At 62.9% G+C, this 25,994-nt stretch carries 19 protein-coding genes; 5 read left to right on the top strand and 14 right to left on the bottom strand.

Translation table 11 applies throughout. From position 1 onward, the window contains the following. Positions 1 to 191 precede the first annotated feature (191 nt). Together ACTWPT_RS06430 and ACTWPT_RS06425 are read left to right on the top strand one after the other, a co-directional pair. Positions 192 to 1,649: an ATP-binding protein gene (locus ACTWPT_RS06430; RefSeq protein ID WP_443176312.1), complete on the top strand. Its 1,458-nt coding sequence runs from the start codon at positions 192 to 194 to the stop codon at positions 1,647 to 1,649. Further along, positions 1,646 to 3,628 carry a Druantia anti-phage system protein DruA gene (locus ACTWPT_RS06425; RefSeq protein WP_443176311.1) on the top strand — a complete coding sequence of 661 codons (1,983 nt, stop codon included), beginning with the start codon at positions 1,646 to 1,648 and terminating at the stop codon, positions 3,626 to 3,628. The genes ACTWPT_RS06430 and ACTWPT_RS06425 overlap by 4 nt, the downstream gene beginning before the upstream one ends. On the opposite strand, the gene ACTWPT_RS06420 is transcribed toward ACTWPT_RS06425, so the two are convergent. Genes ACTWPT_RS06420 through ACTWPT_RS06405 form a run of 4 tightly spaced genes read right to left on the bottom strand, consistent with a single transcriptional unit; the run spans position 3,625 to position 14,355 of the window. Further along, the gene (locus ACTWPT_RS06420) at positions 3,625 to 4,851 is read right to left on the bottom strand and encodes a PD-(D/E)XK nuclease family protein (RefSeq protein ID WP_443176310.1); all 1,227 of its coding nucleotides are present in this window, start codon (positions 4,849 to 4,851) and stop codon (positions 3,625 to 3,627) included. The two genes, ACTWPT_RS06425 and ACTWPT_RS06420, sit on opposite strands and share 4 nt — an antisense overlap. Beyond that, complete coding sequence (locus tag ACTWPT_RS06415) at positions 4,848 to 10,409, bottom strand: DEAD/DEAH box helicase (protein WP_443176309.1); 5,562 nt, start codon at positions 10,407 to 10,409, stop codon at positions 4,848 to 4,850. Before ACTWPT_RS06415 ends, ACTWPT_RS06420 begins: the two co-directional genes overlap by 4 nt. Beyond that, positions 10,406 to 11,497, bottom strand: coding sequence for a hypothetical protein (locus ACTWPT_RS06410; RefSeq protein WP_443176308.1), 1,092 nt, complete (start codon positions 11,495 to 11,497; stop codon positions 10,406 to 10,408). The genes ACTWPT_RS06415 and ACTWPT_RS06410 overlap by 4 nt, the downstream gene beginning before the upstream one ends. Beyond that, positions 11,494 to 14,355, bottom strand: a complete 2,862-nt coding sequence (locus tag ACTWPT_RS06405) for a hypothetical protein (protein WP_443176307.1) — start codon at positions 14,353 to 14,355, stop codon at positions 11,494 to 11,496. The genes ACTWPT_RS06410 and ACTWPT_RS06405 overlap by 4 nt, the downstream gene beginning before the upstream one ends. A 544-nt stretch (positions 14,356 to 14,899) precedes the next feature. Between ACTWPT_RS06405 and ACTWPT_RS06400 the strand changes: the two genes are divergently transcribed. Next, positions 14,900 to 15,505 (top strand): hypothetical protein, encoded by a 606-nt coding sequence (locus ACTWPT_RS06400; protein WP_443176306.1) that lies wholly within the window; start codon positions 14,900 to 14,902, stop codon positions 15,503 to 15,505. Then, entirely contained in the window at positions 15,505 to 16,899 is a 1,395-nt protein-coding gene (locus ACTWPT_RS06395) for a hypothetical protein (RefSeq protein WP_443176305.1), read from the top strand. Before ACTWPT_RS06400 ends, ACTWPT_RS06395 begins: the two co-directional genes overlap by 1 nt. A gap of 415 nt (positions 16,900 to 17,314) precedes the next feature. Here the strand turns inward: ACTWPT_RS06395 and ACTWPT_RS06390 are convergent, their stop codons facing one another. From ACTWPT_RS06390 to ACTWPT_RS06350, 9 genes are all read right to left on the bottom strand, one after another. Continuing rightward, entirely contained in the window at positions 17,315 to 18,247 is a 933-nt protein-coding gene (locus ACTWPT_RS06390; protein ID WP_443176304.1) for an HNH endonuclease, read from the bottom strand. Between the two features lie 193 nt (positions 18,248 to 18,440). Further along, a complete protein-coding gene (locus tag ACTWPT_RS06385; protein ID WP_443176649.1) occupies positions 18,441 to 18,689 on the bottom strand; it encodes a GntR family transcriptional regulator in 249 nt (82 codons plus the stop codon). A gap of 772 nt (positions 18,690 to 19,461) precedes the next feature. Then, a complete protein-coding gene (locus ACTWPT_RS06380) occupies positions 19,462 to 19,716 on the bottom strand; it encodes a hypothetical protein (RefSeq protein WP_443176303.1) in 255 nt (84 codons plus the stop codon). A gap of 3 nt (positions 19,717 to 19,719) precedes the next feature. After that, complete coding sequence (locus ACTWPT_RS06375; RefSeq protein WP_443176302.1) at positions 19,720 to 21,108, bottom strand: hypothetical protein; 1,389 nt, start codon at positions 21,106 to 21,108, stop codon at positions 19,720 to 19,722. Between the two features lie 5 nt (positions 21,109 to 21,113). Further along, positions 21,114 to 21,341, bottom strand: a complete 228-nt coding sequence (locus tag ACTWPT_RS06370) for a hypothetical protein (RefSeq protein WP_443176301.1) — start codon at positions 21,339 to 21,341, stop codon at positions 21,114 to 21,116. Positions 21,342 to 21,491: 150 nt separating this feature from the next. Next, the gene (locus tag ACTWPT_RS06365; protein WP_443176300.1) at positions 21,492 to 21,905 is read right to left on the bottom strand and encodes a nuclear transport factor 2 family protein; all 414 of its coding nucleotides are present in this window, start codon (positions 21,903 to 21,905) and stop codon (positions 21,492 to 21,494) included. Between the two features lie 6 nt (positions 21,906 to 21,911). Next, on the bottom strand, positions 21,912 to 22,718 hold the full coding sequence (locus ACTWPT_RS06360) for an MBL fold metallo-hydrolase (RefSeq protein WP_443176299.1): 807 nt from the start codon (positions 22,716 to 22,718) through the stop codon (positions 21,912 to 21,914). Positions 22,719 to 22,752: 34 nt separating this feature from the next. Beyond that, a complete protein-coding gene (locus ACTWPT_RS06355) occupies positions 22,753 to 23,379 on the bottom strand; it encodes a DsbA family protein (protein ID WP_443176298.1) in 627 nt (208 codons plus the stop codon). Positions 23,380 to 23,510: 131 nt separating this feature from the next. Further along, positions 23,511 to 24,005 carry a MarR family winged helix-turn-helix transcriptional regulator gene (locus ACTWPT_RS06350; protein ID WP_443176297.1) on the bottom strand — a complete coding sequence of 165 codons (495 nt, stop codon included), beginning with the start codon at positions 24,003 to 24,005 and terminating at the stop codon, positions 23,511 to 23,513. A gap of 307 nt (positions 24,006 to 24,312) precedes the next feature. Here ACTWPT_RS06350 and ACTWPT_RS06345 point away from each other — a divergent pair, with 307 nt between their 5' ends. Then, positions 24,313 to 25,086, top strand: a complete 774-nt coding sequence (locus tag ACTWPT_RS06345) for a maleylpyruvate isomerase family mycothiol-dependent enzyme (RefSeq protein WP_443176296.1) — start codon at positions 24,313 to 24,315, stop codon at positions 25,084 to 25,086. Between the two features lie 462 nt (positions 25,087 to 25,548). On the opposite strand, the gene ACTWPT_RS06340 is transcribed toward ACTWPT_RS06345, so the two are convergent. Continuing rightward, positions 25,549 to 25,994, bottom strand: a 446-nt coding sequence (locus ACTWPT_RS06340) for an integrase core domain-containing protein (protein WP_443176295.1), incomplete at its 5' end; no start/stop codon positions are given.

Raw genomic sequence — 25,994 nt, 5'->3', positions numbered from 1 at the left:
CGCTCTACCACCTGGCTCCTCGCGGCTGGCAGATCAGTCCTGAACTCGACTGAACTGAACCAAGACGAGGCGGATCACGGTCACGATCGGGGCCAGATCCGCATCCCCTTCGGCTAAACGATCAATTTCCCAGGAGGCCTCGATGCAGCTACTCTCGACCCAAGGGCTCGAGCAAGTCATTGGGAGAGGCGATGGGCCAGCAGACGCACCGCAAGGACGACCTCATGGTGTCCTCCAACTTCATCCGCGCAATCCGAGAGTCGGGTTACGTAAGCCTCGCGACCGCGCTCGCAGAGCTCATAGACAACTCGCTGCAGGCATGCGCGACGGAGGTCAAGGTCACGATCACGCGCCCCAAGGCAGGCGCACTTCCGGAGATCCGTGTCGAGGACAACGGGGAAGGCATGTCCCGATCACAACTTGAGGCGTGCCTCCGGTTCGGCGGCTCGTCACGCTTCGACGAGCGGCTGTCGTTCGGTCGGTTCGGTATGGGGCTGCCCGCCGCATCCCTCAGTCAGGCTCGGCGAGTGGAGGTGACCTCGTGGCAAACCGGTCAAGTCTCATACGAGGTGGCCTTAGACGTCGACGAAATCGCCACTGGAACCCCGGTTGATCTCCGTGCTCGCCGTCGATCTACCAGCACCACAGGGTCCGGATGCTTGGTGCTTTGGCGAAACTGCGACCGCATCGAATACCGGCGCCTCGCTTGGCTCGATCGCGCCCTGCACCGCGACCTTGGACGGATGTACCGGCGCTTCCTGAGCAACGGCGACCTCGCCCTAACCATCAACGGCAGGAAGGTTGATCCAGTCGATCCTTTGCTGCTCACGGCGAAGGTTGAGGGGCAAAGCGCACGCCTGGCCTTCGAGCCGCTCCGCTACGAGCTCGCAGCATCGTCGGGCGAGACGGCCTTCGTTACAGTTCGGTTCGCGATTCTGCCGGTTCACCACTGGCATCATCTGGATAACATGACCAAGCGACGCATCGGTATCGTCGGCGGAGCCGGTGTCTCCATCCTCCGTGCCGGTCGCGAGATCGCAAGTGGTTGGCACCTTATGGGCGCGAAGCGAAAAGAGAACTATGACGACTGGTGGCGCTGTGAGATCGAGTTCGATCCCATCCTCGATGAACACTTTGGCATAACCATCAACAAGCAGGGCATCCGACCTTCCCAGGTACTCCAAGAAGCCCTCGGGCCAGAGTTGGAGTCGATTGCCAGGCTGTTGAACTCGCGCGTGCGCCAGGCCTTCGAGGAAGTCAAGTTTCAAGCGGCGACGGAGATGTCGTGCCGGATAGCGGAGGCCGCGGATGTCGACCTGCCCGTCATTCGGATGGCTGGGAAAGGCTCAGGCGCCCTAAGTTACCGAATCGGATCGGAGCAACTACCGATCGAGACGATGTTCATCGCGGCCCTGAAGCGGCGCACGCTCGACGTAACATTCAACGTTGACCACCCCGCCTTCGCAGCGTTGTACCGCCCTCTCCAGACGCTGGGTGACGAGGCGGCAGGAGAACTGCGCATCGCACTAGAACTATTCCTCCTGTCCTTCGCCCGCACCATAACGCTATTGGAGCGCAACGGCCATAACTGCGATGCTCTCCTGCAGCTGTGGAGCAGGACCTACGGACGGATGCTCCAGAAGTCATGAAACAAGACGTCACGCTTGTGCCCCTCAGCCTTCCAGCCGATGCCTCCCGTCAGGAACGGCAAGGGTTCGCCCGGCTCTGCACTCTGCTGGCGATCCCTTCGGAGGATGCAAAGCCCGTAGGCGACTACGACCACTGGATCCGGGCTGCCAAGATCAAAACCCTGTACGACAAACCTCTGCTCGCTGCCGCTGCTCACGCCGCGATCGATCTAATTAATCAGGGCTGGACCGTTCGGGTCGACAGGTCCGGGGCTGTCTTTTCTCCTCCGTCGGTACACAGTAACCGCGAGGCTGAGAAGGCCCGGATCCGACGTCAGGAACTCCTCCGTCGCGATGAGCAGCTTAGGAAGGGCAGCGTTCGGAAATTTGTTGAGGGCATGGAGCGCACGCACCAGCATGGCAACCGTCTGGTCTCTGTCTTTAACTTGATGCGTGACGGCCGAGAACTTGCGGACGCGCTTCAGCATGCCGGTACACCCACAGATGTTATCAAGCCCTACGTTCAGATTGTCGACTCCTCGGTCTGCGAACTGACCGGTTTCAAGCTCCACGACATCTGGCGCTACTTCCGCCACACGTGGTCCAATGCTTACGCGACCGTACCCGGCCGCTCGATGCCGATTCTGATTCGGGACGGTGCCACCGAATTTCACGCTGTGATCGGGCTAGCGGCAATCTCCAGCCCAGTTGTCCAGATCGCTGAACGCGACCACTGGATAGGCTGGGAGACCGACCAGTTTCTCGAGCAGGTGCATGCTGAGCCCACTGACAGTATCGCGTTCTGGCTGGCTCAGCGGATCGAAGCTCAACAGAGTGAAATCTATGTCGACGATCTCCTCCGCGATGGAGTTCTTCAACCGACCGACCTGATGACGCCTAGGCCGGAGGTCGTCGCCCGCCTGCGGGCTGACGCCGAGCGGCACCGTCAGAGGCATCACCAGGCCAGCACGATCCGCGAGGTCCGCAACATCGAGCGCAACGCGTGGGTGAATCGCGCTACGACAGACCTGTTTCGGAGCAAGCGTTCGTCGGCGCTCGCCGAGGCCCTAGAAATCGCTACCCTGCTCGGAGCCTATCTCTCCCCGCCTACAGCCGAAGGACTCACCAAGGCCTTTTCGGATCCTAAAGCTCGGACGCAGATGCGTCGCGTGGTGCGTCGCGCACGAGGAGAGCGGGTCGGCACCGTCATCGCCGATCTCACTGTCTGCGGCGCCGTGGCGCCTTACAGCGCACTGGCGGCCGGGAAACTGGTGGGGGCGCTGGCCGTCTCGCCCCGAGTGCTGGCTGCTTACCGCGAGAAGTACGCACGCCCAAGTGAGATCGCCTCCGCGATGGCCGGTCGTCCGATCCTGCGCGAGCCTCGGCTCTCTTTCGTGGGGACCACGTCCCTCTATGGCACCGGTTCAAGCCAGTACAACCGTCTGTTTTGGCCTCCCGAGGTGATGGGGGGTAAGGGCAACACTCGTATGGGCTTCCACGAACTCGGACGGTCGCGCTCGTTCGGAACCTCCCACTTCTCCGAAGAGACCGTTAACGCTCTGGTCCGACTTTCGACGCTGCGTGGCTCGCTCGTCCGGGTCAACAGCCTGTTCGGCGAGGGCGTCAGCCCTCGACTGCGCAAGGTACGGCTAGGGCTCGCCGCACTCGGTTGGCCCGCCGACGAACTACTCAGGCATGGGCGCGAACGCATCCTCTACGGCGTTCCGCTGGTCGAGAACCTGCGTGACTATTCTCTCGGCATTGACCAGGAACCGAAGTACCTTCTTAATCCCGAGTTGCCCGAGGCGGACGCTATGGTTGCCGCTTGGTGGCTTGAGCGCTGGTGCCGGCGGAGGGCGACGCGCCAAGATGTCCTTGAGTCCATGCGTTCCCACCGGTTGGTCCGGCCGGTGCGGCACGGTGCTCGTGTACCGCTGCCTGTCGGAGACGAAGTGCTCCCTATCGTCACCGAACTGCCGAGCATCGTTGGACACCACTAATCGGTCAGGACGAATACCTCTGATGCTGTGGTTAGTGTCGCTGAGGTCACCCTGGTCACGGGATCGTCGAGTTGCAGATTCAGCAAACGAACCCGACGGCCAGGCGGGAGCACCGGCATGGTCGCCCCTGTCCGCAACAGCATAGTTTTCTGGCCGCTGCGTTCACTGAGCAACCACCAACTACGCGTGCCGTTTTGGGGCCCCACAACGCCCTGGCAGTCGAACCACGTTCCAGTCGAAAGCGTGAGGGCGTCCGGCGCCTGCTCCCAGTAGGCATCGCAGAGCTGCCGCACCTGGCAGAGTGCACATTTCTGCTTACTCGGGAGGGCCTTCGGCACGGACGCGACCAACTCAGTCTCCGCAGCGGCGATCCGCTGCCTCATGGTCTCCTCCAGATTGCGCAGTTGGGTTTCGTCTGGTGCAGATATCGTGACGTCGCGACTCGGATAGGCGGCGGTCAACTCGGTCGCTGGCCTCCGGTCGGGGTTAGCGATTCGGTCGAGGTCCCACAACAACGCGTAGAGCCGGAGTTGGTCGAGGTGACCCGGATCCTCGACGCCGGTCTTGTAGTCGGTGATGCCCACACGGTCCTGGGTGACGGCGAGAAGGTCGACGCGACCTATCAGTCGGAGCGCTTCGGCAACCAACGGTATTTCCGGATGCGTACCCGGTCCTGCAGGCCTTCTCCCGAGCCCCCTAGCCAACGTGTCAGAATCGGACTGGGACCCAGCGCCCCACGGAGTCGCGGGCAGAACGGTCCGGCTCAAATACACCTGCACCTGACTGCGAGCGTGAGGCACGCGATCTCTGAGTTCGACACTGATGCGCTTCATTCGATCATTGTCCAAGCGAGGATTCCCGTCGAGCATGGCCAACCGATCGTGCAACGCCATCTCTACAACGGCTGTGATGCCGCCGAGGTCGCGGAGTACCTGGGCTGCCTCAGCGGTCCGGGGCGACATGCACCCCGCTGCCACCAGCTTCCGGACGATGATTTCGAGTGCCGCATGTACAACATCTCCAAAGAGCGCCGCAGCCACAGGAAGTGGAGGGTAGCCGCGCTTTCCCCAGAGCTCTGGATACTCCGCCCGCGACAACATCCAGCGCCGCGGACACGCCTCCATCTCTTGTAAGGAGGAGTAGCTCCAATACGTAGGTTGCGATGGCAAGACTGCCTCGGACGCCTCGACGCCGGTGGCGAACGAGACCCTCTTCTCGCTCACGTCAGCACCCTCAGAACCAGTTGGCTGGCGAATGGCAGATTGCGAGAGATCACCACGTCGTCGATCAGACTGACCGGGACGCTGCCGAACTCCTTGGCTTCGCGCAATTCATCGGTTGGTGCCGCGCCAGGGGTTAAGGGACCGTGCACGCCGAAAATCCACTGCTGGCTATCCTGCGTCGCCAGGATGGGCGCGGTGACCGACCCGATCCCCTCGATCTCGATCGCGGCGCCTCGCTCGAATCGGATGCCGGCGATCCTTCGGCCAATGAGGTCCTCGAAGAGCCTGTCGGCCGACCGTTCGAGCCGTTCCTTGTCCAAGGCTGGCAGGGTCCCGTGGATCAGGTAGCGCAGGAGACTGGCGCCGACGCGCCGGTCGAGAAGGTTGTGCTCGAAGCGGTTGCGGAAACTACGCAAACAGCGATAGCAGGACTCATCGCAGTTTGCCGGGCAATCTTCCAGTCGTTCCAGTGCCCTCTCGAAGATCTCCATTCCGTAGTCGTGGACCCGGCGCGTGAAACCTGCACCGCCAGCGAGCGTGTCGTAAACGTAAATTTCGGCCTCGAGCCCTTCGCTACCCAACGGAGTCAGCGCGGGCCGGTATTCTGCTTGCAGTTCCGTCGCCTCAATGTCGAGCTTTCGAGTCGCGGCAATCGTCAATGCCTCAGCGACGGTACGGAGCGCGATGTGTGTCGACAGAAACGCCGGCCTCAGCGTGATCGGCGCAGCCACTTTCAAGCGAACCAGGAGCACATCGGAAATGAAGTCGGTGCCGAGTACCAAGCCGCGCGTCGAAGCCGAGCCGGAGCAATTCGGTTCTTTTTCGTCAGGGTAAGGCTTCTTGTGCGTTCCGATCACCACGTCCGACGCGGTCGCCGTCGGTTCGATGAGCCCGCAGCGGGTGCAGTAGGTGTACCCCTCGCTGCGCGGGCCGGTATTACTGACCAGCAAGGTTTCGCGGCGGTACGTCTGCTCTAGGCGATCAGTGACTCGCTGCCAGGAAGTCTCCTCGGTCGGCCCAGGCGCCATGAGCTTGGCACGCGTGGCATAACTGAGCGCGGGCGCGTCATCGGGGCTTGTGCCAGGATTCTTATCAGCGCGATGCGCAAACCCCGGCGGACGCATCCAGTTCTTCGCCTTGCCGAACTTCCCCTCAGCGCCGCAAGCCGGGCAGTCGCGCTCCTCTCCGCGCTCGGCCTGGTCGTAGGGAAAGTGCTTGGCGTAGTGGCAGACCTGGCACTCGAAGTAAAGTAGCTTATCCCGCCAGGCTTGAAAACGTTCCTTCTGGACCGGTGAATAGACGGCCTCCGAAGTCCACTCCTTGTTATCGATCCATACCACTTTCCCCGGCGCGTACTGGCTGAGCGCCACCGGGAGACCCTGACTGGGCGCGTAGCGGAACTCGGCACTGTACGGCGTCGATCGATCGAGATCGAAGACGTGAAAGGCAACGACATCTGTGGGAAAGGCGTAGCGCGGCAGCACTCCTTTGTACAGCAGTCGATCGAGTAGATTCGTCTGACTCCGTCGGGCGCTCAGTTCCTCAGCACCGTCCTCGCTGGGGCCCTCTGCTTCCACTTCATCGGATTTCGGTGGGGCGTCGCCCGCGGAGGTAGTCGGCAGGCTATCACCGAGGTCGAGGTCGAGGGCCTTGTCGATCTCGTGAAGCGTCGTCGTGACGACGCCCCCAAGAACGGATTCGCGGCCGGCGTGGCTCAACTCATCGGGAAGCCACGACGCAACCTCCTCGAGCAGAGTGCTCTCCTTCGCCCTTAGCCACTCTTCCAAATCCATCCGGTTCAACGGTGATGTTGCTCTCGCAAATGCCTCGACAGTTCCCAGGACCTCAAAAAGCTGCGGCTGCTCGTCCGGGGCGATCGCCGGCAATCGATCCTGGTGATAGCGCTGAAGCAAGTACGCGGTGACGTGACGCCGAGCGATCTCATTGTTGTCCATTGTCAGCACTGGGTCATCAACTTCTCCTCGGATCATGAGCTCTGGCTGACGGAAGTAGTGGTCATCGTGTGTGTCAGCGCTTCCGAAGGCCAGTACGGTGGCGACCGCATTGCCCCGACGACCCGCCCGCCCTGCGCGCTGCTGATAGTTAGCGCGTGATGGTGGCATGTTGCGAAGAGCGACGCCGGTCAGGCTTCCGATGTCGATGCCCACTTCCATGGTCGTCGTGCAGGACAAAACATCGATGGCGGCGCGTGGTTGATCTCCCTGGTGGGCCATGCCGAAGTCGACGTCTTGGAACAACAGTTCGTGCTCTTCCGCTTTGGAGAACACTGCGTCGAATTGGGCGGCATTGAGCTGCGCCGTGTGCTCGGCCGCAATGATACTCATGGGCGACTCAGGCGGGTCGCTGAGTGCCCGGGCTGAGCTGGCCCGGTAGTAACCCTTGCGGGTCTGGAAGACGGGATCGGTGTCGGGGTTGAGAGTCCGGACTCGGTCGGCATCGCAACTGACGCACCGCGTTATACCGGGAAACGGCCGCTGTGTAAAGCGGCAACGCATGCAATAGCCCCAAGGCCCACCCAATTCCAGGGCAACATGCGAGGCCAACAACCGGAACTTGCCACCCACTGGCTCGCAGAAAATTCTGAGCAACTTTTGGAGCCAGCCGTCCCTGAACTTTTTCTTAGACGCGCTCGAATCGAGCCAACGCTCGATCGATCGAAACTTACCAGTATGCGGCTTGACGCCACCCTTCGTCTTCCACCAGTCACCGTCGGTCATCGACGGAAACCAGATTCCACGAGTGGGAGTGCTCCACTGCGCCAACCACAACCGCACAAGAGTAAGCTTCGCCTCGGCGCTAGTTGCGATACCTTCGATGTCCGGCAGCTCTGCAAGCAACACGTCTGTCAGATCCGCCCGCTCACGGAGTGAGGCCAAGCCCAGGGACGAAAGCCCGTAGTACTTGTCCGTGAGGGTTGCGTACATAGCGCGTAACAGCGACTGCGGGGGCGGGGCGGTGGTCAGGAGCGGCACCAACTCGGCTAAATTGCCCTTGAGCGCACCCCTATCGATCGCCCGCGCGACCTTGCTCAAGATATCGAGTGATTCCGTGGGACGCAGTTCCGGACGGAGCCGCACTGACAGCAGCCGCGCTCCCACCATGACGGTCAGGTACAGACGTTCCAAGCTGAGGGACTTCGTCAGCACCTCTTGATCCGCTAGCTCCCGCCATCCGCGTAAGATCAGGGGCCGAATGACGTCCCGCATTGAATAATCTTGTAGGTTAGGAGCTAGACGGGCGGCGACCTGCCTGGAATCGGAAAAAGCTAGTACCTTGCGTCCGCGCAATGGCGCAAAATCAGTGTATGGCTGTGCGCCTGGGGGTTGGACCTCGATCTGACGTGTCACCAGTGCCTGGAAGGGCTGATCACCCTTCGTCTGATGATCCTGCACAGATGAACGGCCAAAGCCCGCGAGTTGCCCGCAGATGCCGCAGGGTTTGAACTCTCCGTTCGCCTCGACCTCGTCGTCATCGTCATCACCCTTGACGGACTCTCCTCCCCGAAGCCGAGGAATGAAGACACTGCGGTTGCGGGCGCCGAGTTCTTCCGAATTAAGCCGACCGGTGACCAAATCGAGGTCTGCGGGGTCGACATTGCCCTCGGATGGATCCTCGAGCAGCAGGTCGAGAGGCTGGAGTTCGGGGATGGAACCCGATGCGGTCTGGAACTCTCCCCCCGGTTCGTGCCATAGGTATGACGGCTCCAGGACGTCATCGGTATAGGCTCGAGCGTAGGCAGAGCCGCAGTGCCGACAGGTGTACAACTCAAAGACCCTGGCGCCACAATTACAAGTTGCCTGCGGTTGCGCGTAGAGCTTGCCGACCGGTCCCGGCACTGGGTGCGCCTCCCGGTCGACCTCCGGACAGTCGGGGTCGAGGCAGGCCCAGAGGCCGGGCAGACCGCGAAAGAATGCATGCACGCGACACGGCAACAGACCTGCGTCTTCCGCCGACCGGCGCGCTGCGCTCCCTAGCGCTACGAGCGCAGAAACAGCCCTGTCGGCAATCTCCTTCTCAACCGTTGGAAAGATGAGCGCACCCAACTCCTTGACAGGCTGTGCCTGCTTCATCGTCTCGTTGACCAGCAGATTCATAGGGCCGAAGGTGCTGAGTGCATCGTGCAGCACTTCGCCGACTGTGGCGCCTTCCGCCACAGCCACCTCACGGTAGTCCAAAAGCCCCTGAACAGCAGCGATGCGGGCCTCGTTGCCCTCGCCCTCGTAGAAGGAGTGCATTGGCACTGCAGCCAGAACCTGTGCATCCTGGAGGCTGCCCCTGTCGGCAAATTCCCGCAGGGCGTGCTGCCCCTCCACGGTCCTGAAGTCGGCTTCGGACTTGCCGCTCAATTGTGCGGCGAACTTACGTGCATATTCAGGGCTCGCGAAGCTCGCACTGGTGCAGATCACCTGCAACTGATCCGGGGCGATCCCTAGCCGTGCGCGAAGGCGGCGCAGTAGAAGTGCGACCTCGGCGCCAGCCGCGCCCCTGTAGAGGTGGGCCTCATCGATGATCAGGAGGAACTTCTCGTCGGGATTGTTCACCAACCAGGCCCGCGTCGCATCGAACACCGGCCGCTCGAGCGGGCGCATCAGCATGTACTCAAGCATCGAGTAGTTCGTGATCAGGACATCGGGAGGGGCCTCCAGCACCTCGTGGCGTGTCAGCAGTTCGGGGTCGTCGGGCTTAAGGACCGCCCGGACAAAGTCGCCCACCTTATTCTTCCAGCGGGAACCTTTCTCGCCGTACCAGGCTTTCAGGTCGGCCTTGGCAGGCCATTTCCCACGCGACCTAAGCTTATCGATGAGAGCTACGGCGTCATCATGCCCGGCCGACGAAGGATTGGCCGCCTTGTCGATCAGGAGAATGTAGAAATCCTCGATCGAGCGCAACCGCGTCTGGTCCTTCTCGACCTTCCGCACACCGGGATACAAAGTTCGGCTGGTGTAGCGGGCGAAGCGGGCCGGACGGCCGGCCCACGCGCCGAAGTGCGCGGTGACGCGTGGATCGCCCAACAGCAACCGGAGGCGACCCAATTGGTCGTTCACCAGCGCGTTCATCGGGTAGAGGATCAAGGACCGCACAGCCGGGGCCGCGAACGACTCGGGTTTGTGGGCAGCTTCTGCCGCAAGCTTCGCCAGCATCGGCAAGAGGAACGACTCTGTCTTTCCCGAGCCAGTGCCTGTTGTGACCGCCAGACTGAGGCCATCCCGAGCCGTCCACTCGAGCGCCTCGGCTTGGTGGGTATAGGGCGGGTCATACAGTAGCGGCCCCAGCCCCCCCAGGTGTGTCGCCAGGCTCTCGAAGAGCACGTGGACAGCAGCATCCAGCTCGAGATCGGCAAAGCCGCGTTTCGTCTGGTAGCGGGGGGTGCTCTCGATGAATGGCGCCCGGAACAGCACGCCTTCCTGCTCGAGTAGCACGCGACGCTGCTCGATCAGGGTGGGGTGACCAACGTGGTAGGTCGCCTCAATGTAGTCCCGAAGTGCAGCCTGAATTCTAGTGACCGTCTCAGCGATCGTAGGCGCTTCCACTGTCACGCCACCTCTCCCTCTTCCATGACGCACATCCACAGCATGTCAGCAAAGAAAGCCGACAACTCGCCGATTACCGAACACGGTACGCGATAGGAAATCAACGCTCCCCTCGTCGGTGAGACAGGGGTTCCCACGAGTTCGAGGTAGCGCTGGGCCCACCCGGGAACGGGCCCGAACAGGTCTAAAATCCGGCTCCCGTCCGCTCCTGCAGCAGACCGGACGCGCAGCAGTTGTGGCCGGCCCGCCACGGCATCGACGGCTGCCTGCAAGCGCCATGCCTCATCGCACCCTGAGGCGGCAGGGTCATCGACCGGCAGGTCAACAAGGGCGCGAGGCGTGCCGTGCTCGATACGCACGAGACACCACAGGTCTGCACCATAGGCCTGCGGTCGACGGGCAACGAAGTCCCCAAAATCGCTGTCCGAAAGTTGCCGCCGACGGCCGCGGTAATAGCGAACGGACGTCTCTGAGTCAATGACTGTCAGACCGTCGACTTGACCAGACTCCGCCGCCCCGTCCAATCGCCGACACATGGCCGCAACAACAGCGGCCGCGCTCGCCGCACTCGGGCTCTTGAACCAGTGCTCACGGCGGATCTCATGCAGGCCAGCGGCATGCAGTTGGGCAGGCGCGAGCTCGGCGTCGAGTGCGAGGGACCGCATATGGCACTCGAACTGCACCCTCGCGCCATTTGACTCGTCGACGAGCGGGGCGCCATTGGGCCGTACGCCCAGCAGGAGGTACTGCCCGGGCGCCTTCGTCACATATGAGGGCGGACCCAAGTAGAGCTGTCGCCCTCCCAGGTCCCTCGGTCGAGGGAGTTCGATTAGATCACCGATCGATACCAAAAGATCCAATTGCCCCGCGACCTGGTCACGAGTTATCGAAGACGACTCGTCGAGCGCGGCGAGGGCCTCAAGCACGGCATCCACGAGTTGACGCGGCGTGGCCGGACATAGGAAGGAGGCCGCACGGCGAAGTGAGGCACAGAGCGCTTCCTTGGAGAATAGGTCAATTGCTGACTCATCCAGACCTAATGCCTGAACTGTGCGTTTGGCTGCTTCTTCGCCGGTGAGGGGGACTATCCTCATCTATTGCCTCCTGCGCCCGAATGGTCCGATGTATCTCGTAAGTCCTGAATCCCCAGCACTGCGAATCGAGCTGCCCGAATGAGGGTGGGAGAGCGAAGTGCAGAGTCTAAAAGATTGTTACGTTCAGTTTCGTCCCAACCTGCGAGACACCCAGGCCTGCTTGCGAGAAGCAGCAGAAATTCGGCGGCAGCATGCAGGTCCTTTATGTCCTCGGCGGCCGCGACGGCAGCGATCGCATTGGCGAATCCCTCGCTCAGCGCGGCCGGCGAGTCCAACCATCTCCAGAGATTGCTGGCGATCTGCTGAGCCACACCACGCTGCATTCGAGAGTCGCCCACAAGTCGTTGCATCTCATCCAACACGTCCGGTGGCTTGCCATCACCTACAGGGACGCGTTTGCGTTCAAGGCGAGCCCACCTGCTTCCGCCGATAAGGGACACAAGGGCAGTCGTGACTGCGTCAAGCACCTGCTCCAGCTGGCGATCGGCAAAGGGATCGGGCGGCCGATCAGCATCTAGCCAGCGACGGTGACCATAGATGAGTCGTTGTATCTCGGACAGCGACTGCTTTGCGTACTGAACGACCGGGCGGTCATTTGGCCTCTGGCGCAGCCAGTTAGGCTCGGGCGGCAGAATGATTGCCGCGGTCGCATTGCCGGACGTCGCCTCAAGCATTCCGCCACTAGCTGGGACGGCAATCGGCGCACGGGGATCGCGTTCCTCGCTGACCAGGGGTGCCTCCACCCGGAACAGGCGCACCTGGGTGTTCCCATCTGTACGATCGATTAGGCGTGCCTCATGTCCACCGCGGCGCCGCTTGGTAAGCACCCAGCGGAGTGGGTAGAATCCCCGCTCGCAAATCAGCGAAGCGAAGCCGACTCCGCTCCGGGACACCGAGACTTCGCAGGACTCGGCCTCGCCGTAGCAACTGAGCATGTTTCCCTTGCGCAATTGCTGTTCCGCGAACCTCTTCCATGCGCCATCACTGAAGGGGAGCGAGATGTCCTGACCACACTGTTCCAGCGCCTGTCCAGCATCGTCACGGAGTACGATCGTCAGTTTCGCCTTTGTGTGGATCGGTCCATCGATCGAGAGGCTGACCCGGCCATCCAAAAGTTCGGTCAGTTTCGGACGAGCTGGTGATGCAAACAGCCGGATTCCTGACCCCTCCGTCGCTTCTGCCGAGGCTGCGTGGGGGTCGCGTATTGTCACCATAACCGAACCACCTGCCAGTGACGCGCCCGTGCCTGTCGTCAGTAACGAAACGTCCACCTGATGCCTGCCCACGGTGAGGTTTTCAAGAGCAAAAATGAGCTCTGGCGTGCTGGTAGGCCAATCGAGCACGAAGGGGATGCCGTGATCGATGGTCACCACACACTTGTCCGTGGCCCGAGTAGACCGCACCGCCAACATTGCCGGCTCCCCGGTTAGCCACTCAACATCACCTTCCCCGTCCCACGAGCCTGGCACCAGCCCGACCGGTCCAATAGAGACATGTGACAGTACCGACAGCCCAACCGCCGCAAGCCGAACAATGTCCGCTTCGTCAACCGTTTGTGGCACCTTCAGGTCGAAGGCGTGGACTCCGTCAGCTAGGACAGTCGATTTGGCGGCCCATGGCAGCGCCGGAAGGTCACTCTCGACCCGTCCGACCAGGCAATACTCCTGGCCGGGCCGCACGAACTTGCCTTTCACCTCAATGGCTGGCCCGGCCGCTTGCTTCCGAAACACCCACCATGGGCCCCGGCTGATGGAGCAATGCTCGGCGATCAGACTGTTCACGGCCGGTGAACCGCGCTCCAGTTGAATAAGAGGCACATCGGACCGGGGCCACGCGAACAAGGGCACTTTGTCCGGGTATACGAGTTTTCCTCGGGGAAGCGGGCTACGGTGGCCTTCCACCCTCGGACGCAGATTCCGGAGTTCCTGTTCAACTTGCTTCTGTCGAGCCCGCAGCGGCGTAAGATCGGGCAATTCCACATACGGACGCCAGGCACCATTCTCGCTCTGCAGCAGAAGCTTCGGGCCGATGGTAGCCAGGCGCTGCTTCACTGGTTGCGCAGATGCAGAGCCCGAACTGTTCGTACGGAACCCGCTGGAGCGTACCAAGTCGGCCGACAGCTTGGCACGGGTCAACCAGGTGCGTGACTGTCGCTCGCGGGACAGCCCTTCGACCAGGCGATCAAGTGTCGACCGCACCAAGTAGGGGGAGTCCTCGTCGTCGCCTGAGAGCAGTGCCGCGGCGACCTGGCCAAGGAGGCTTTGGTTAGTGCAGAAGACCTGGAAGCGCTCGCTGTATCGGCCTGTGCGTGACGCCAGGCATGCGCCCAGCGCGCGGGGGTCACTCAACAACTCTGTGGTCAGTACCGCGCGCGACTCAAACAGCAACTGGGCCAACTGCCGCTGGAGGTAGGTTGGCATGACGGCATGTGTGATCGGCCACGCAATGATGTTGAAGTTCGCGGCGAAGCTTCCCTTCGGCTCGGCACCGCCGTAGTCGACTGAGAACTGCTTGAACCACTGCTTAATGCGGTTTCGGTTGGTGGAAACGTTCCATCGGTGGTTGCTCTCCCAGCCTGGTGTCTTCTGCGCGAAGAGTGGCCAGTACTCGCCCCCAACATAGTCGTAACCGATCTCAGCGGCATACACCACAAAGGGCAACCACCAGGCGCGGCAACGAGCATCGAGCCCCTGCGCGACAGCCCCACGCACCGCAGCACGGAGCAACTCAACATCAACTTCGCCGAGGTCATGCTCCAGAGCGAAGACCGGAGCCGCTGGCTGCAGTATCTGGCGATGTTCGTGAAGCGCCTGAAAATGGCGATCGAGACGTTTGTGCAGGTACTCGAGAATTTCCACGGAACCACTGCGTGCTATCCCCTCCACACTCGATCCACCTCCCTTCGGGTTCACCTTGGCCTGGAAACAGTGTGGAACAGGGCACTGACATTTGGGGAGGTCCATCTGGCGAGGTGAGCCAGCGCCAGCAGCATTGCCGTCTTAGTTCCAAGCGTCAACACGGGCATCGGCGTTGAGATGCCTGAGTGCTGACCATGTCGGCGAGTGAGCGAGCGGTGCGCTCGGACAGCGGTAAAAGAGCAGATAGGGAAGGCAACGAGGCGCCTGGGCGGGTCACCGAATCTTGGACGCCTGCTGTCCTACCGGGGGTCTCCCTCATCCCGACATCAGCCTGCGCGCATGGATAGAGACCAGCGCCATAGGAAGTCACATCCGAGCATCGGCGGTGGCACAGTCTGGCAGGCGCAGAGATGTGCCTACTACCTGATGGGTCGAATGCTGCCCACGGATTTTCTATGACGAAAGGTGCGAAAGTGGACAGTTTGGGTCATTTGGGTAGGTATCTATGGCTGACGTACCTCCTAAGACAGGTTACAGTTTTGGGATGCCGGGCGAGGCGATGCATATCAAAGGTGCAGATGGGGCGCGACGCGCGAAGCGGTGGCTCGATTCGACAACCCGGGTGCGTTCGTCGTGGACGAACGAAGACGAGGTACATGCCTCGCGACTCGAGTTTACCTGGCCTTACGGGGGGCAGCCGTTTTCCTTCGACGTTGGGGGAATTCTAACTGGCGGGGAGTTTGAAGGGCACTTCTTTGCGGCTGAGTGTAAGAACTATGACAGCGACTCCGATCAGGGTACGCATTTCGATGACTGGGTAGCAAAATGCTATGTAACCCGGAGAGATCACGCGCGGCTAGCCGATCACTTCATGTGGATAACCTGGCATCCATTCCGCGTCAAAACATGGACGAAGCTGTGTACAGCCGACACTGTGAAGACCGGTCTCCTTGTTCCTCGAAATGCTAAGCGTGTATTCGACCAAGAGGATGCCGAAGTTGCCCGATCTCTTATAGACGACTCTCTGGCAGAGGACATTGCAAGCCGAATGTGGTTGCTTGTTCTTTCCGAGAAGCAAGAGAAGCTGGTCATTACTCGCGAGCATAGAGCGCTAATTGTCGCCCATCAGATCAAGGAGGGAGAGTTTTAATGAATGACTTCTCTGCCTTAATCGCGGATTTAGCTGCAGATGAGCCTCTGCAGAATGTGGCGTCAATCAAGAATGCAGTTATCGAGCGAATTAAGGAAACGGACGCAAACGTCACCGTCGAGTCAACAGAGTATTTCAATCATACCTTCGCCCCGGATTTGGTATTGCGATGGCCATTGGATGGCTCGACTCGACGCGTATACTTGCGTACGAGTAGTAACACTAACTATCTGAGAGAAGACATTGCGCTAGTAGCAGGCGTTGGCCCAATATTCATGCCGTTGCTCCCACTCGGATCCGAGAGCGGCCATGAGGACCTCGAACGGGAATCCACCCAGAGTAATACTCTTGTCGCTGACCCATCGACCATCACAGCCTTTGGCGAAGAAAGTCCACAGCGAGCAGTTCAAAATTTGGTTGCTAGAGCGGTCCTACAAGGCGGCCGCGGACATGTAACACAGCAGCGCGCACGCGCTATTGGCCATGCTATTGGCCAGGGCTTCGTTGCAGCGCAGAATGCCAATGTGAACATGACGCGGCGGGCGATTGACGTAACTGAGTCACTCATGGATCTCCAACATGCCGACCAGCTGACACGCTTGCTTCACGCAATTTGGCTTGGCTCCGGGGCGCCGGCTTCGGCGTTTCCAAGCTCTACTGGTATTACTGCTAATCTAGATGCATCTGCGCTTCAGTTTTTGCTAGAAATCGCGATAACTGACGATGGCGATTTCTGGAGGCGTATAGGTTCGAGCTTAACGCTCGAGCGGCTATGTGAAGTAGAGGTGCCCGCAACGTCAAATGGCCTGCAGCAACTTATCGCTGTAAATTTGGACCGATTGCGGGCTAAGAGTTGTCAGGTAGTCAGTCATCCCAAAGGAGAACGCGGCTATCCAGCTCCTCGATGGCTTGTCAAATCAGGCTTCCTGACTATGGCCACCGAACGTTATAGCGCGCACTTCTCGCCCGGCCCTGCATCATCTATCCCCGCGGAGAGGAAGAGCAAGGAGGATCATATCAACCTTCAGGAGCTAATCAGTCGGGCGGACGCGGCAAGTGTGAAAGTGACTGAGGTTACACTTGAAGTCACAGGAGGGCGGCAGCTCGACTATAAAGCTCCAAACGATTCGGACATAGTAAGCGATGATGTACTTCAAGAGTTAGGAGGGATGCTCGGGCCGGACGCTATCGTTCGCGCCGCTGTATCTCCTCTCGGCGGCGGGGCTCGTCAATTGCGCTGCGACTTCAGCAGAAATTCAGGCTCTGGTCGAACAGGAGCGAAGTTTAATTTATTGGAACTGCTTAGTGTTGCAATTCCGCTTCTGAGAACATTGGTCTCGAGCGAGAGGGATTTTATCAATAGAATTGTAGAGCCGTTTGATACTTCGCAGTAGTTGATGGCGTCTTGTTTCGCATTGTCTGTGAGCTGCAATGTTCGGGTGGATTTGTGCTCGGGCGGTGCTGGCCGCGACCGGCCGGAGAGCCGCAGCGCGGCCAGTGACCCGCCCGCCGCACTGGCAGGCCGCCGCAGGCGGGCTGCCCTTGATGAATGTAGAGAAAGTTCTCATCCGCGAACGACGACTCCCTGCGAACGACGACGTCAAGCATCAACTGAAGGTTGACAGAACGACGACTGTGCGACCGATGGCGAGGAGAGATCACTGTTTGCAGCGCGAAGTCAGATGATGTACGGGGTGTCCGCTTAGCTCTCGTTGAGCTTAGCCTCGGCGGATGGACTTGCGAAGCTTCCCAGGCCACACACGACAAATCTGGGCCCGGGCACATCTGTTCCCAGTTGTTCCGTTGGGCCTACGCCCTCCGGAAGATCTCCTCGAGGTGCCACTCGAGAGCCTCACGATTCGGCCGGTCCCGAGGTCGGGCTGGAACGTTGATTTCCTGCCCGGCCTGGCGGTAGAACTCCTCGCCGTTCCCGAACTCCTCGCGTAGCCTCGGGCTGACTTGCAGCCGGTGTTTGGGATCGATCGCCAGGTAGCCGCGATCGAACAGCGTGTGCACATCCGACCGGAGAAGTAGTCCGTTGTCCAGGCGATGTTCGCCGCCCACCGCGACCGGACGGATGTGGGCGGCCTGCAGGACGGGCCGGATCCGGTCCCCAGTGATCGCGCATTGTCGTTCGTACGCATGGAGGACCACGGCCTGAAAGGCCTGCTGGCCGAGCCTGCGTGGGGCCAGCCGGGGATCGCCGTAGACCGGCCCGTCCCGGTGCCACGGCTCGGACAGGTCGATGTTGATGCCGATGCCGATTCTGTGCAGCAAGTCATGGAAGTAGTCGGCAGCCGTGTGAGTTGCGAGGTCGTAGCTCTTGCCCTGCACGATGTTGGGTGCGAAGTCCGGGGGTGGCCCGGCGATCCGATCTTCCGGGAAGAAGAAGATGTCTCGAATAATGACGCAGCCGATGACCGGGTCCTCCCCAGGGGCTATCGGCCGGCTGCGGTACCGCCCAACCTGGTGGCGCAGCTCAATCAGGCTCGCAGTGCCGTTGCCCTGCCCAAAGAACTCCCAAGCCTCCGAGACGCGAAGGGGAGCGAAGCCGCTGAAGAAGCCGCCGCCGACCACTCGGTTGTGGGGGTGGTGCGTCTTGAAGAAGAATGGTTCGCCGTGGTCAAGCGCGCGGAATTCGCGACTGCTGGAGGGGCGCCAGAAGTTCACTTCGGTGAGGGCTGGGTGCGCTGAGAGGAATCGGTACCAGCTCTCGTCGGTTATCCCGACATACGCTTTCACGGCGCAATTGTGCAAGATTTTGATCACCCTGGCCAGAGGGCTGATGCTTGATCATCGCGGGACGGGTAATGGCCCACAGTCCCTTCAAAGGCGAGTTGCCGCCGGATCCGATGGAGGATAGGCAGCCCGGGATGACCGCAGCAGGCCTCGGAGCTGAGCCGTGCCCACAACGAACGTACGGGGCGTGCTCCACTCAGCCCTCAGGCGGTTGTGCTTCGCCAACTGGGCTAACGAAGCTGCCGAGGTTGGGCACGGTGTAGATCAGGCCTTCTTCGCGAAGCTGGCGGACTGCCTTGCGGATGGTGTCGCGGGCTACGCCGAACTCTTGGACGAGACGGACCTCCGACACCAAGTACTTGGGCGGGTACTCGCCGGCTGTGATGCGCATGCGAAGGACGTCGGCGATCTGTTGCCAGCGGGGCCGGTCTGGCTCGAACTCCATCACGTCTCTAAGGGTAGAAAGGGGCCATCATAGGTCTTCACTCGCCTCTAGGGATCTATTGGTATCTCCAGAGGCCCCGTGGGGTCTATAGGGGTAGACAGGCCACGTCATTGCTCGTACGCTCGGGACATGGCAATACCTGGCTATGACCTCGACGTGCTTCGTGCGGCGTTCCCTGCCTGGTCGCTCTTCCGCAGCGACGCAGGTGTGTTCTATGGGACCCGGCGTGGTGTCCGCCTCCGGGACGCTGACATCGACAAGGGGCTACGTCAGACGGTAAGCGCAGAGGACGTCGACACCTTCGTGTCGCTGCTTGTGGACCAAGGTCGGATGGTGGTGAGGTCGTGAGCTGTCCGCCTTCGCACTTCGACTATCACAGCCTGCACGTGGCGCCCGCTCACGCACAGCCCGTTCGGGTGAGGTGGGCGCCGAGTGTGCCCCGCGCTGAGCGGCTGCGGATCCGCGAGCACACGTGCTCCTGCACGTATCCGATGTTCGAGCTCTGTACGGCGGCCGGCCTATGGTTCGTCCGACGAATCTCGGACGAGAACTCCGCGACCATCGTCGAGAGCGCCTGGATGTCAGCCAGCGCTGCTCGGGATCTGTGGCTGCAGATCGTCACAGGCCAGGCGGAATGAGACGACTACGGGCGGGCACGGATTTCCATGCTCGTTCGCCGTCCGTCAACCGCGGCATGGACGTTACTCTGCGGGCGTGGGAGCGTCGGCATGTTGGCAGGAGGGCTGCATCCGGTCCTTGCGTGAGTCCTGCTCTACGTGCCGAACTTTTCCCGGAACCGGGTCATCATCCGCTCCGCCTCGGCCTCACTGAGCTCGACCAACTCGACGCTGGACTCACCGCGGCGCCAGTCTCCGATGACGCTGCTGTCATGCCATTGCAGGTCCCGTTGGAAGGTCTCCTCCACGATCCCTCCATCCGGGAGGATGCGCCGCCTTGCCAGCCCGCCGGGCTTCTCTCGGGTATCGCCCGAAAGCAGCAACCCATAGTACGTGACCTGCTCTTCCATGGGTCAGTCCTCCTTGTTCACGTACGGGATATCGCGGACTCCTGGCGGCTCCGGCACGGCCTCGAAGATCTGTGCCTCGTACTTTTCCAAGCGCGCCTTGTCCTGAGGGGGCAAGTTCTCCTTGTACTCGTATATCTCGTGGGTGACCTCCTTGGCCCACAGGCTCGACGGCGTATGCATCTGCACCTCGAACAGCTGCCCATCAGGCCCGCGCCACCGCGTGTTGACGCCCTTGTACTTCGACGCGTCACTCCACGATGGCTTCTGTACGATCAGCTCAAATCCTTGCTGCTCCAACGCCTTCTTGGCGTCCGCGACACCCTTGGCGTAGCGATCTTCGCTGAAGGTGAACGTGTAGCGGATCCCGTCGTGCATACCCGTACGGATGAGTTCCTCGGGGGTGCGGTCCGGGAAGTCCCTCATCAGCTTGGCCAGCTTTTCCTTGTAGCGGTCGGGGCCCTTGAGGACGTGTTCCGGGAAGCCTTCCATGTCCGCGTGAATCTGTCGCGCCGCCGATTGAACGCCCGACGATATGCCCGGCTCGGCATCCTTCGCCCGGGCCAACGCTCGGTCTGCCGTGACATTGGCCTCCGGGTCAAGGCTGAACCCCTTCCACTCCCACGTACCGTCCGGTTTGATCTGCGCGGGACCGACTTGTGGCCCGGCCTTTGCCTTGGCCACCTTGACCAGGTCGGCGATCTTGTCGACGGCGCTCGCGGCTCTGCTCGCCCCAGAAGCCGCGCCACTCCCGCCCGCCGTGGCAGCCGCCATCAAGAGGTCTGGGGTGAGGCGGCCGAAGGCGCGCTCGGGGTTGGTGGTCCAGGTGTCCCAGTCCGTGATGGCCTTGAGGAGCTCGGTCGGGTGCCGGATCCCGTAGATCAGGCCGTGCGCGCTGTCCTCGACCTGTCGCGCCCAGCCATCCGGGTCAAAGGTTTTGCGTACCTCGGAGAACTCCCACAGCATCCCCGCGAGCCCGGCCGTGCTCTCCAAGGCGCCCTTGGCCACCTCGGCCGCGGGGTTGCCAGAGTTCTGGTCCAGGTCGAAAAGGGCCTGTGCCTGTTGGGCGAGGCGGTCCCAGAAGCCGCCGACCGTGGGGAGCGGTTTGCCGGGGGCAAACAGCTCCGACTTGACGAACACCGGCTGGCCCGCCTGGACGGCCGGGTCATGCGCCACCAGGCGTTCCAGCAGCACGACGCGCCGGTGGATGTCTGGGATCTGCTGCTCGGCCCAGCCGGCGATTCTCCGTATCGTGTCGGCATGCGTGGTGGCCAGGCCGGCGTGACGCAGAAGGCTCCAGAGCTCGTTCCCGGCGGACTCCAGCGTCGAGTTGGCTCTGCGGAGTTCGTCCTCCAGCGCCCTCACACCGTCGGGCACCATGCCGTCGATGTCCACCAGGGTTACTCCGGGGTGCGGGCGAGCAAGGTGCGCAGGTCGTCGACCGCCGACGTACACGCACTGATCAAGGCTTGTCTCTGTGCCGCCAGCTCGCCGCCGAAACGGTCGGCTGCCGGGCCTGTCCAGATGCGCTGGCCCATCAGTCCCACCGGCCGGTCCAGGCCGGCCCTCGCCTGGCCGGCCAGTTCCTCCGCCCGCCGCAGCGCCTGCGCGATCTGCTCTCGCGTCATGGGACCTGCTCCCTGGCTTCTCGGACGCTCCGCTCGTGCTGAACGGATGCAAGCGCCATTCCAGAGGCATCCCGGAGGGGGCGACAAGCCGGTTCGCAAACTCGGTCTGGTTCCTTGGCCACCCTCGCTACGAAGGTCGGACCCGCTTCGTCAGGGGTGCATGGCGTCGCGGACCTTGGCGGTGTCGACGAACTGCTCGAAGCGCACGATCAGCCCGCCGCGCACCGTGAAGTGGTGGGCCACGCGGACGTCGAGCGGCTTGCCGGTGGCCTTGTTGGTGGCCGTGTAGCGGGCGAGGACGACGACGTCTTCGCCGTCGACGACGTAGGTGTCGTCGTGGGCGATCCAATCGGACCACTCGGTGGCGAGCTTCTCCATCACGTTCGAGGTCACACCCTCCGGCGTGCGATAGGTGCCCGCGAGGGGGAAGCCGGCCATCTCCGTCCACTCCACGTCCGGGGCGAGAGTGGCACGCAGGGCCTCGAGGTCACCGGCCGCGGAGGCCAGATACTGGCGGCGTACCACGTCAGCGGGAGCGGCGAGGCCGGTGGTGTGCTCTGTCATGTCGCCTCAGCCCCAGGTCATCTCGCCCGTGGCGACCTTGGCGCCGATCTGCGCCGCGATCAGCATGCCGTGGGCGGGGTGGCGGGCCACCAGCGCCTCGGTCAGCGCGGCGCCGTCCGCGGCCTTGGCCAGCTCCTCCTCGAAGGCGACCAGGTACTCGCGCGTGCCGGCCATGGCACTGGCGTCGGCGGGGGCCGTGGGCAGCCGGTGTCCGGGCACGACGAGCTGTGGCTCGAGCGCGGCCATGTCGTCCAGCAGGGCGATCCAGGCGGCACGCTGCTCGGCGTTCGGGGTGTCGGCGACCCATACGTGCTCCCCGGCGAAGAGCAGCACGCCGCCGAGGATGGCGCGGTGCTCGGCCTGCCACAGGTAGTGGCGGTCCGGCAGTTCGGCGACGCCGCCCTTGAGCTCGAATCGGTGGCCTTCGAAGGTGATGTCGCCGGTCAGGGGGGTGAGGCCGACCAGCCGGGTGGGCAGGTTCGCGCCGGCGGCCGCCCAGGCCTTCAGCTTGCCTTCGTACGAGTGCTGGATGTGTTCGATGACGTGCTCGGTGGCGATGAACTCGGCGCCGGGGAAGGCGTCGGCGATGACTTCGGCGCCGAAGTAGAAGTCCGGGTCGCCGTGGCTGATGAAGACGGTGGTGAGCTGCTTGCCGGAGTCCAGGATTTCGGCGGCCAGCCGGTGCCCGTCGGCCCGGGTGAAGCCGGCGTCGACGAGGAGGGCCTCGTTCTCGCCGATGACCAGGGTGGCCGTCTTGTTCTTGCTGCCGACGGGGAAGTCCAGGTCGAAGATCTTGAATTGGAGCGTGCTCATGGAGTCCTTCTTTAAGGGTGGGGGAGAGGGAGGGTCAGGATGCGTCGCGGGTGGCCTGGGCGGACAGACGCCGGTCCACCTCGTCGGTGGTGGCGTGTCCGCTCGCCAGGACGACGGCGCGGTCGCCGTCAACGGCCAGCAGGGTAGGGAATGCGTCGACGCCGAGCTCGGCCGTGCGGCGGAAGTCGGCCTCGGCGGCAGCCTGCGCCGCCGGGGAGTGGAAGGCGGCGACGACGGCGCCGGCATCGAGCCGGGCCTCCTCGGCGACCTGCCGGTAGGTCGTCGGCTCGGACAGGCTCTGCCCATCGACATAGAAGGCGTGCTGGAGGGCCACGGCCAATTCCGCCGCCCGCTCGGGGGCGTTCTGGCGCAGGGCGGCCATGCCGCGGGCGGCGGCCTCGGAGTCCATCACGAAGGAGCCGTCGGCGATCAGCCGCTCATACCCCTCGCCGAACTCCGCGCCGGTCAGCTCGTTGATCTTGGCGTTGGCGCCCTTCACGTAGCCGAACTCCCGGATCGGTACCCGGCGGGCGCCGGTGAACAGGCCACCGGAGAGGACCTCCACCGGCAGGTCCGGATGCTTGGCGGCGACCTCCCGCAGCGTGCGGGAGAACCCGTGCGACCAGCCGCAGTACGCGTCGAAGACGTAGACGAGCTTCATGGGGAACCTCTGATTGTCCTTGCGGTGCCCGCGCTGCGCGGGCGAACTATCTGAGGAAACAGTATCTGACTCGTCAGGTATTTCGGCGGGCTCACGTGACTTGTGTCACACCGAAGGACATCGCGCCGGATTCAGCGCATCCGTGGCAGCATGTCTCGCGCCGTATGGCTGAGGATCCGCAGATCCTCGGCGAAGCGCTCGCGATGGGCGGGGGGAAGCGGCTCCAGGAAGTACCGCTTGATGTTCTCCACGTGTACCCGCGCGACCTGCACCGCCGCCTCCTCTCCCCGCTGCGTGAGCCGCACCAGCCGCCCTCGCCGGTCATGGGGATCGTCGGCCCGCTCCACCAGGCCGGCCGCCTCCATCCGGTCCACGAGCCGCGTCGCACCCCCCGTGGTGAGCACTTGTTCCTGTCCGATGGCTCTCATCGACAGTCCCGGCGCACCGGCCCGGCCGAGGATCAGCAGCACCTCGAACATCAGATGGCTGATCCCGAACTCCTCCTCGATCGCCCGCCCCAGGATGTACTCCAGCCGGTTGGCCGCCCCCTGCAGCCGTCCGAAAGCCAGAATCAGCTCGTCGTCCGCCGCCTCCTTCGCCGTCGAGATCTCCGCCTCGGCACCCACCGCACCGCCACCCCTTCTGCTTCGTACGAGAAATACGCTCCATCGATCATGCCGACCCGAAGGACGGAAGCGTCTCGTAACAGTGAACCGGCTGCGGCATGTCGCGGTTGCATCGAGGGTGACTTACGGACCCGCGGGGCTTCGCCGCCACCCCGGGGGCGCCACTTCGATCGCATCGCCCGGCCGGGGCCGCAGGCGCAAGGGCTCGGCTCAAAGGTCACTTGATCTTTCTGCCCGGTACTTCGGCGTCTTTGAGCTCAGAGAGTTTCGCTACCCGGCGGCCGGAGCGCCGTGATACACAACCGACGTGCAAAACTTCTTGGAGTTCCCCGAGGTCCTGCGGCTGATCGAAGACCGCTCGGCCGCGTTCCGCGCCGCGATCGCGTCCGCCCCCGACCTTGACGTCCAGGTCCCGACCTGCCCGGACTGGACGCTGCGCGAACTGGCGCAGCACCTCGGCGACGGCCGCCGCCGCCAGGCCGCCATCGTCGCGGCGGGCCCGGACGCTGAGCCCCCGGCGAGGACGGACCCGAAGGGCGCCCCGACCGCGCCCCGCGATCGCGAAGCCCTGGACGCCTGGCTCGCCGAGTCGACCGAGCTCATGCTCGACGCGATGCGCGAGGCCGGCCCGGACCGCGGCTGCTGGACCTGGTGGGGCCGCTCGCAGGCCCCGGAGACCAGCGGAGCCGTGGCCCGGCACCAGATCCAGGAGATCGCCGTCCACACCTACGACGCCCAGCTCACCCAGGGGGCCGCACAGCCGCTGCCGACGGACGTCGCGGTCGAGGGCGTCGACGAGTTCCTGACGACCGTCTCGGCGACGACCATCCCCTGGCCGTTCAAGCCGGCGACCATCGACCTGCACACGACCGAGGGCCGCTCCTGGCGCCTGACCCTCAACGCCGACGGCGTCCGCTGCGACGACCTCGCCGCCGACGCGGAGCCGGGCGACATGGCGATGCGAGGCGCAGCGAGCGAACTGGTCCTCTACTTCTACGAGCGCGTCCCGCTCGACGGCCTGGAGACCACCGGCGACACCGAGCCGATGGAGCAGCTCGCAGACTGGGACCCGAACGCGTAAAACGCGCACTTGTGACGCATCTGTCGGTGGTGCGCGCGCTCCTGCGGGCGCCACTGGGCCCGGGGTTGCGGACATCGCGCGGCTGCGGGCCTGCTGTTCAAGGGCGAAGGGCGCACCTGCGGGCGGCTCGCGCTCGACTGGGGACAGTGCGCGGCGGGTGCAGATTGCTGGGACTGACCTCGTAGATCAAGCAGCGAGTCGGTAGCGGGCCCGGTGGTTGCTGTTGTTCTTGGTCGAGGTGGAAGGTCCAGTAACGGTCGAAGTCGCGGCAGAAGCCGCCGGGGAGAGGTATGGTGCATCGTCGTCACCTGCGACAACGAAGAGGAGCAGACCCGCCTACTCGAGCGCTTGGCCGATGAGGGATGGCAGGTCCGCGTGCTCATGTGACCCGGGCTATCGAGCGGCTCCACCCAGGCGGTAGGTGTCAAGTCAAGTGCGACAGGGACTCTGCCGAGATGATCGCTAGGCGGCCTCCTGCGCGGGCGTGGATGCGCTGTTCTGGTCTTCTTCGGGCTGGTTGATGTAGGCGACCGTTGGGATCTTGGGCAGTCGCGGCGTTCGGGTGAACCGGTGTGGATTGGCCGTGCGGAAGCGTTCGACCATCTGCTCGCGCCGGTCCTGGATGGCCGGGGCGGTGCCGATGTGCACGGTGAATGGTGTGTGCAGGCCCAGGCCGGCGTGGTAGTGCTCGTGGTTGTAGTAGCCGAAGAAGTGGTGGCAGAACGTCTCGGCCTCGGCCAGGGAGCCGAACCGTTCGGGGAACACCGGGCAGTACTTGAGGGTCTTGTTGTGAACACGAACATGGGAGGTGGAGTGGGATGGCGCTTCACTGAATGTGGTGCTGTATGGGAGATGGAGTTTGCTGGCCCTCCAGAGTCGCTCTGCGGGGAGAGGCTCTAAACCACCCC

Source organism: Nonomuraea sp. 3N208 (assembly GCF_052245935.1).
Taxonomy (GTDB): domain Bacteria; phylum Actinomycetota; class Actinomycetes; order Streptosporangiales; family Streptosporangiaceae; genus Nonomuraea.
The sequence above is the reverse complement of the archived record's forward strand: the minus strand, read 5'-3'. Positions and strand labels throughout refer to the sequence as shown.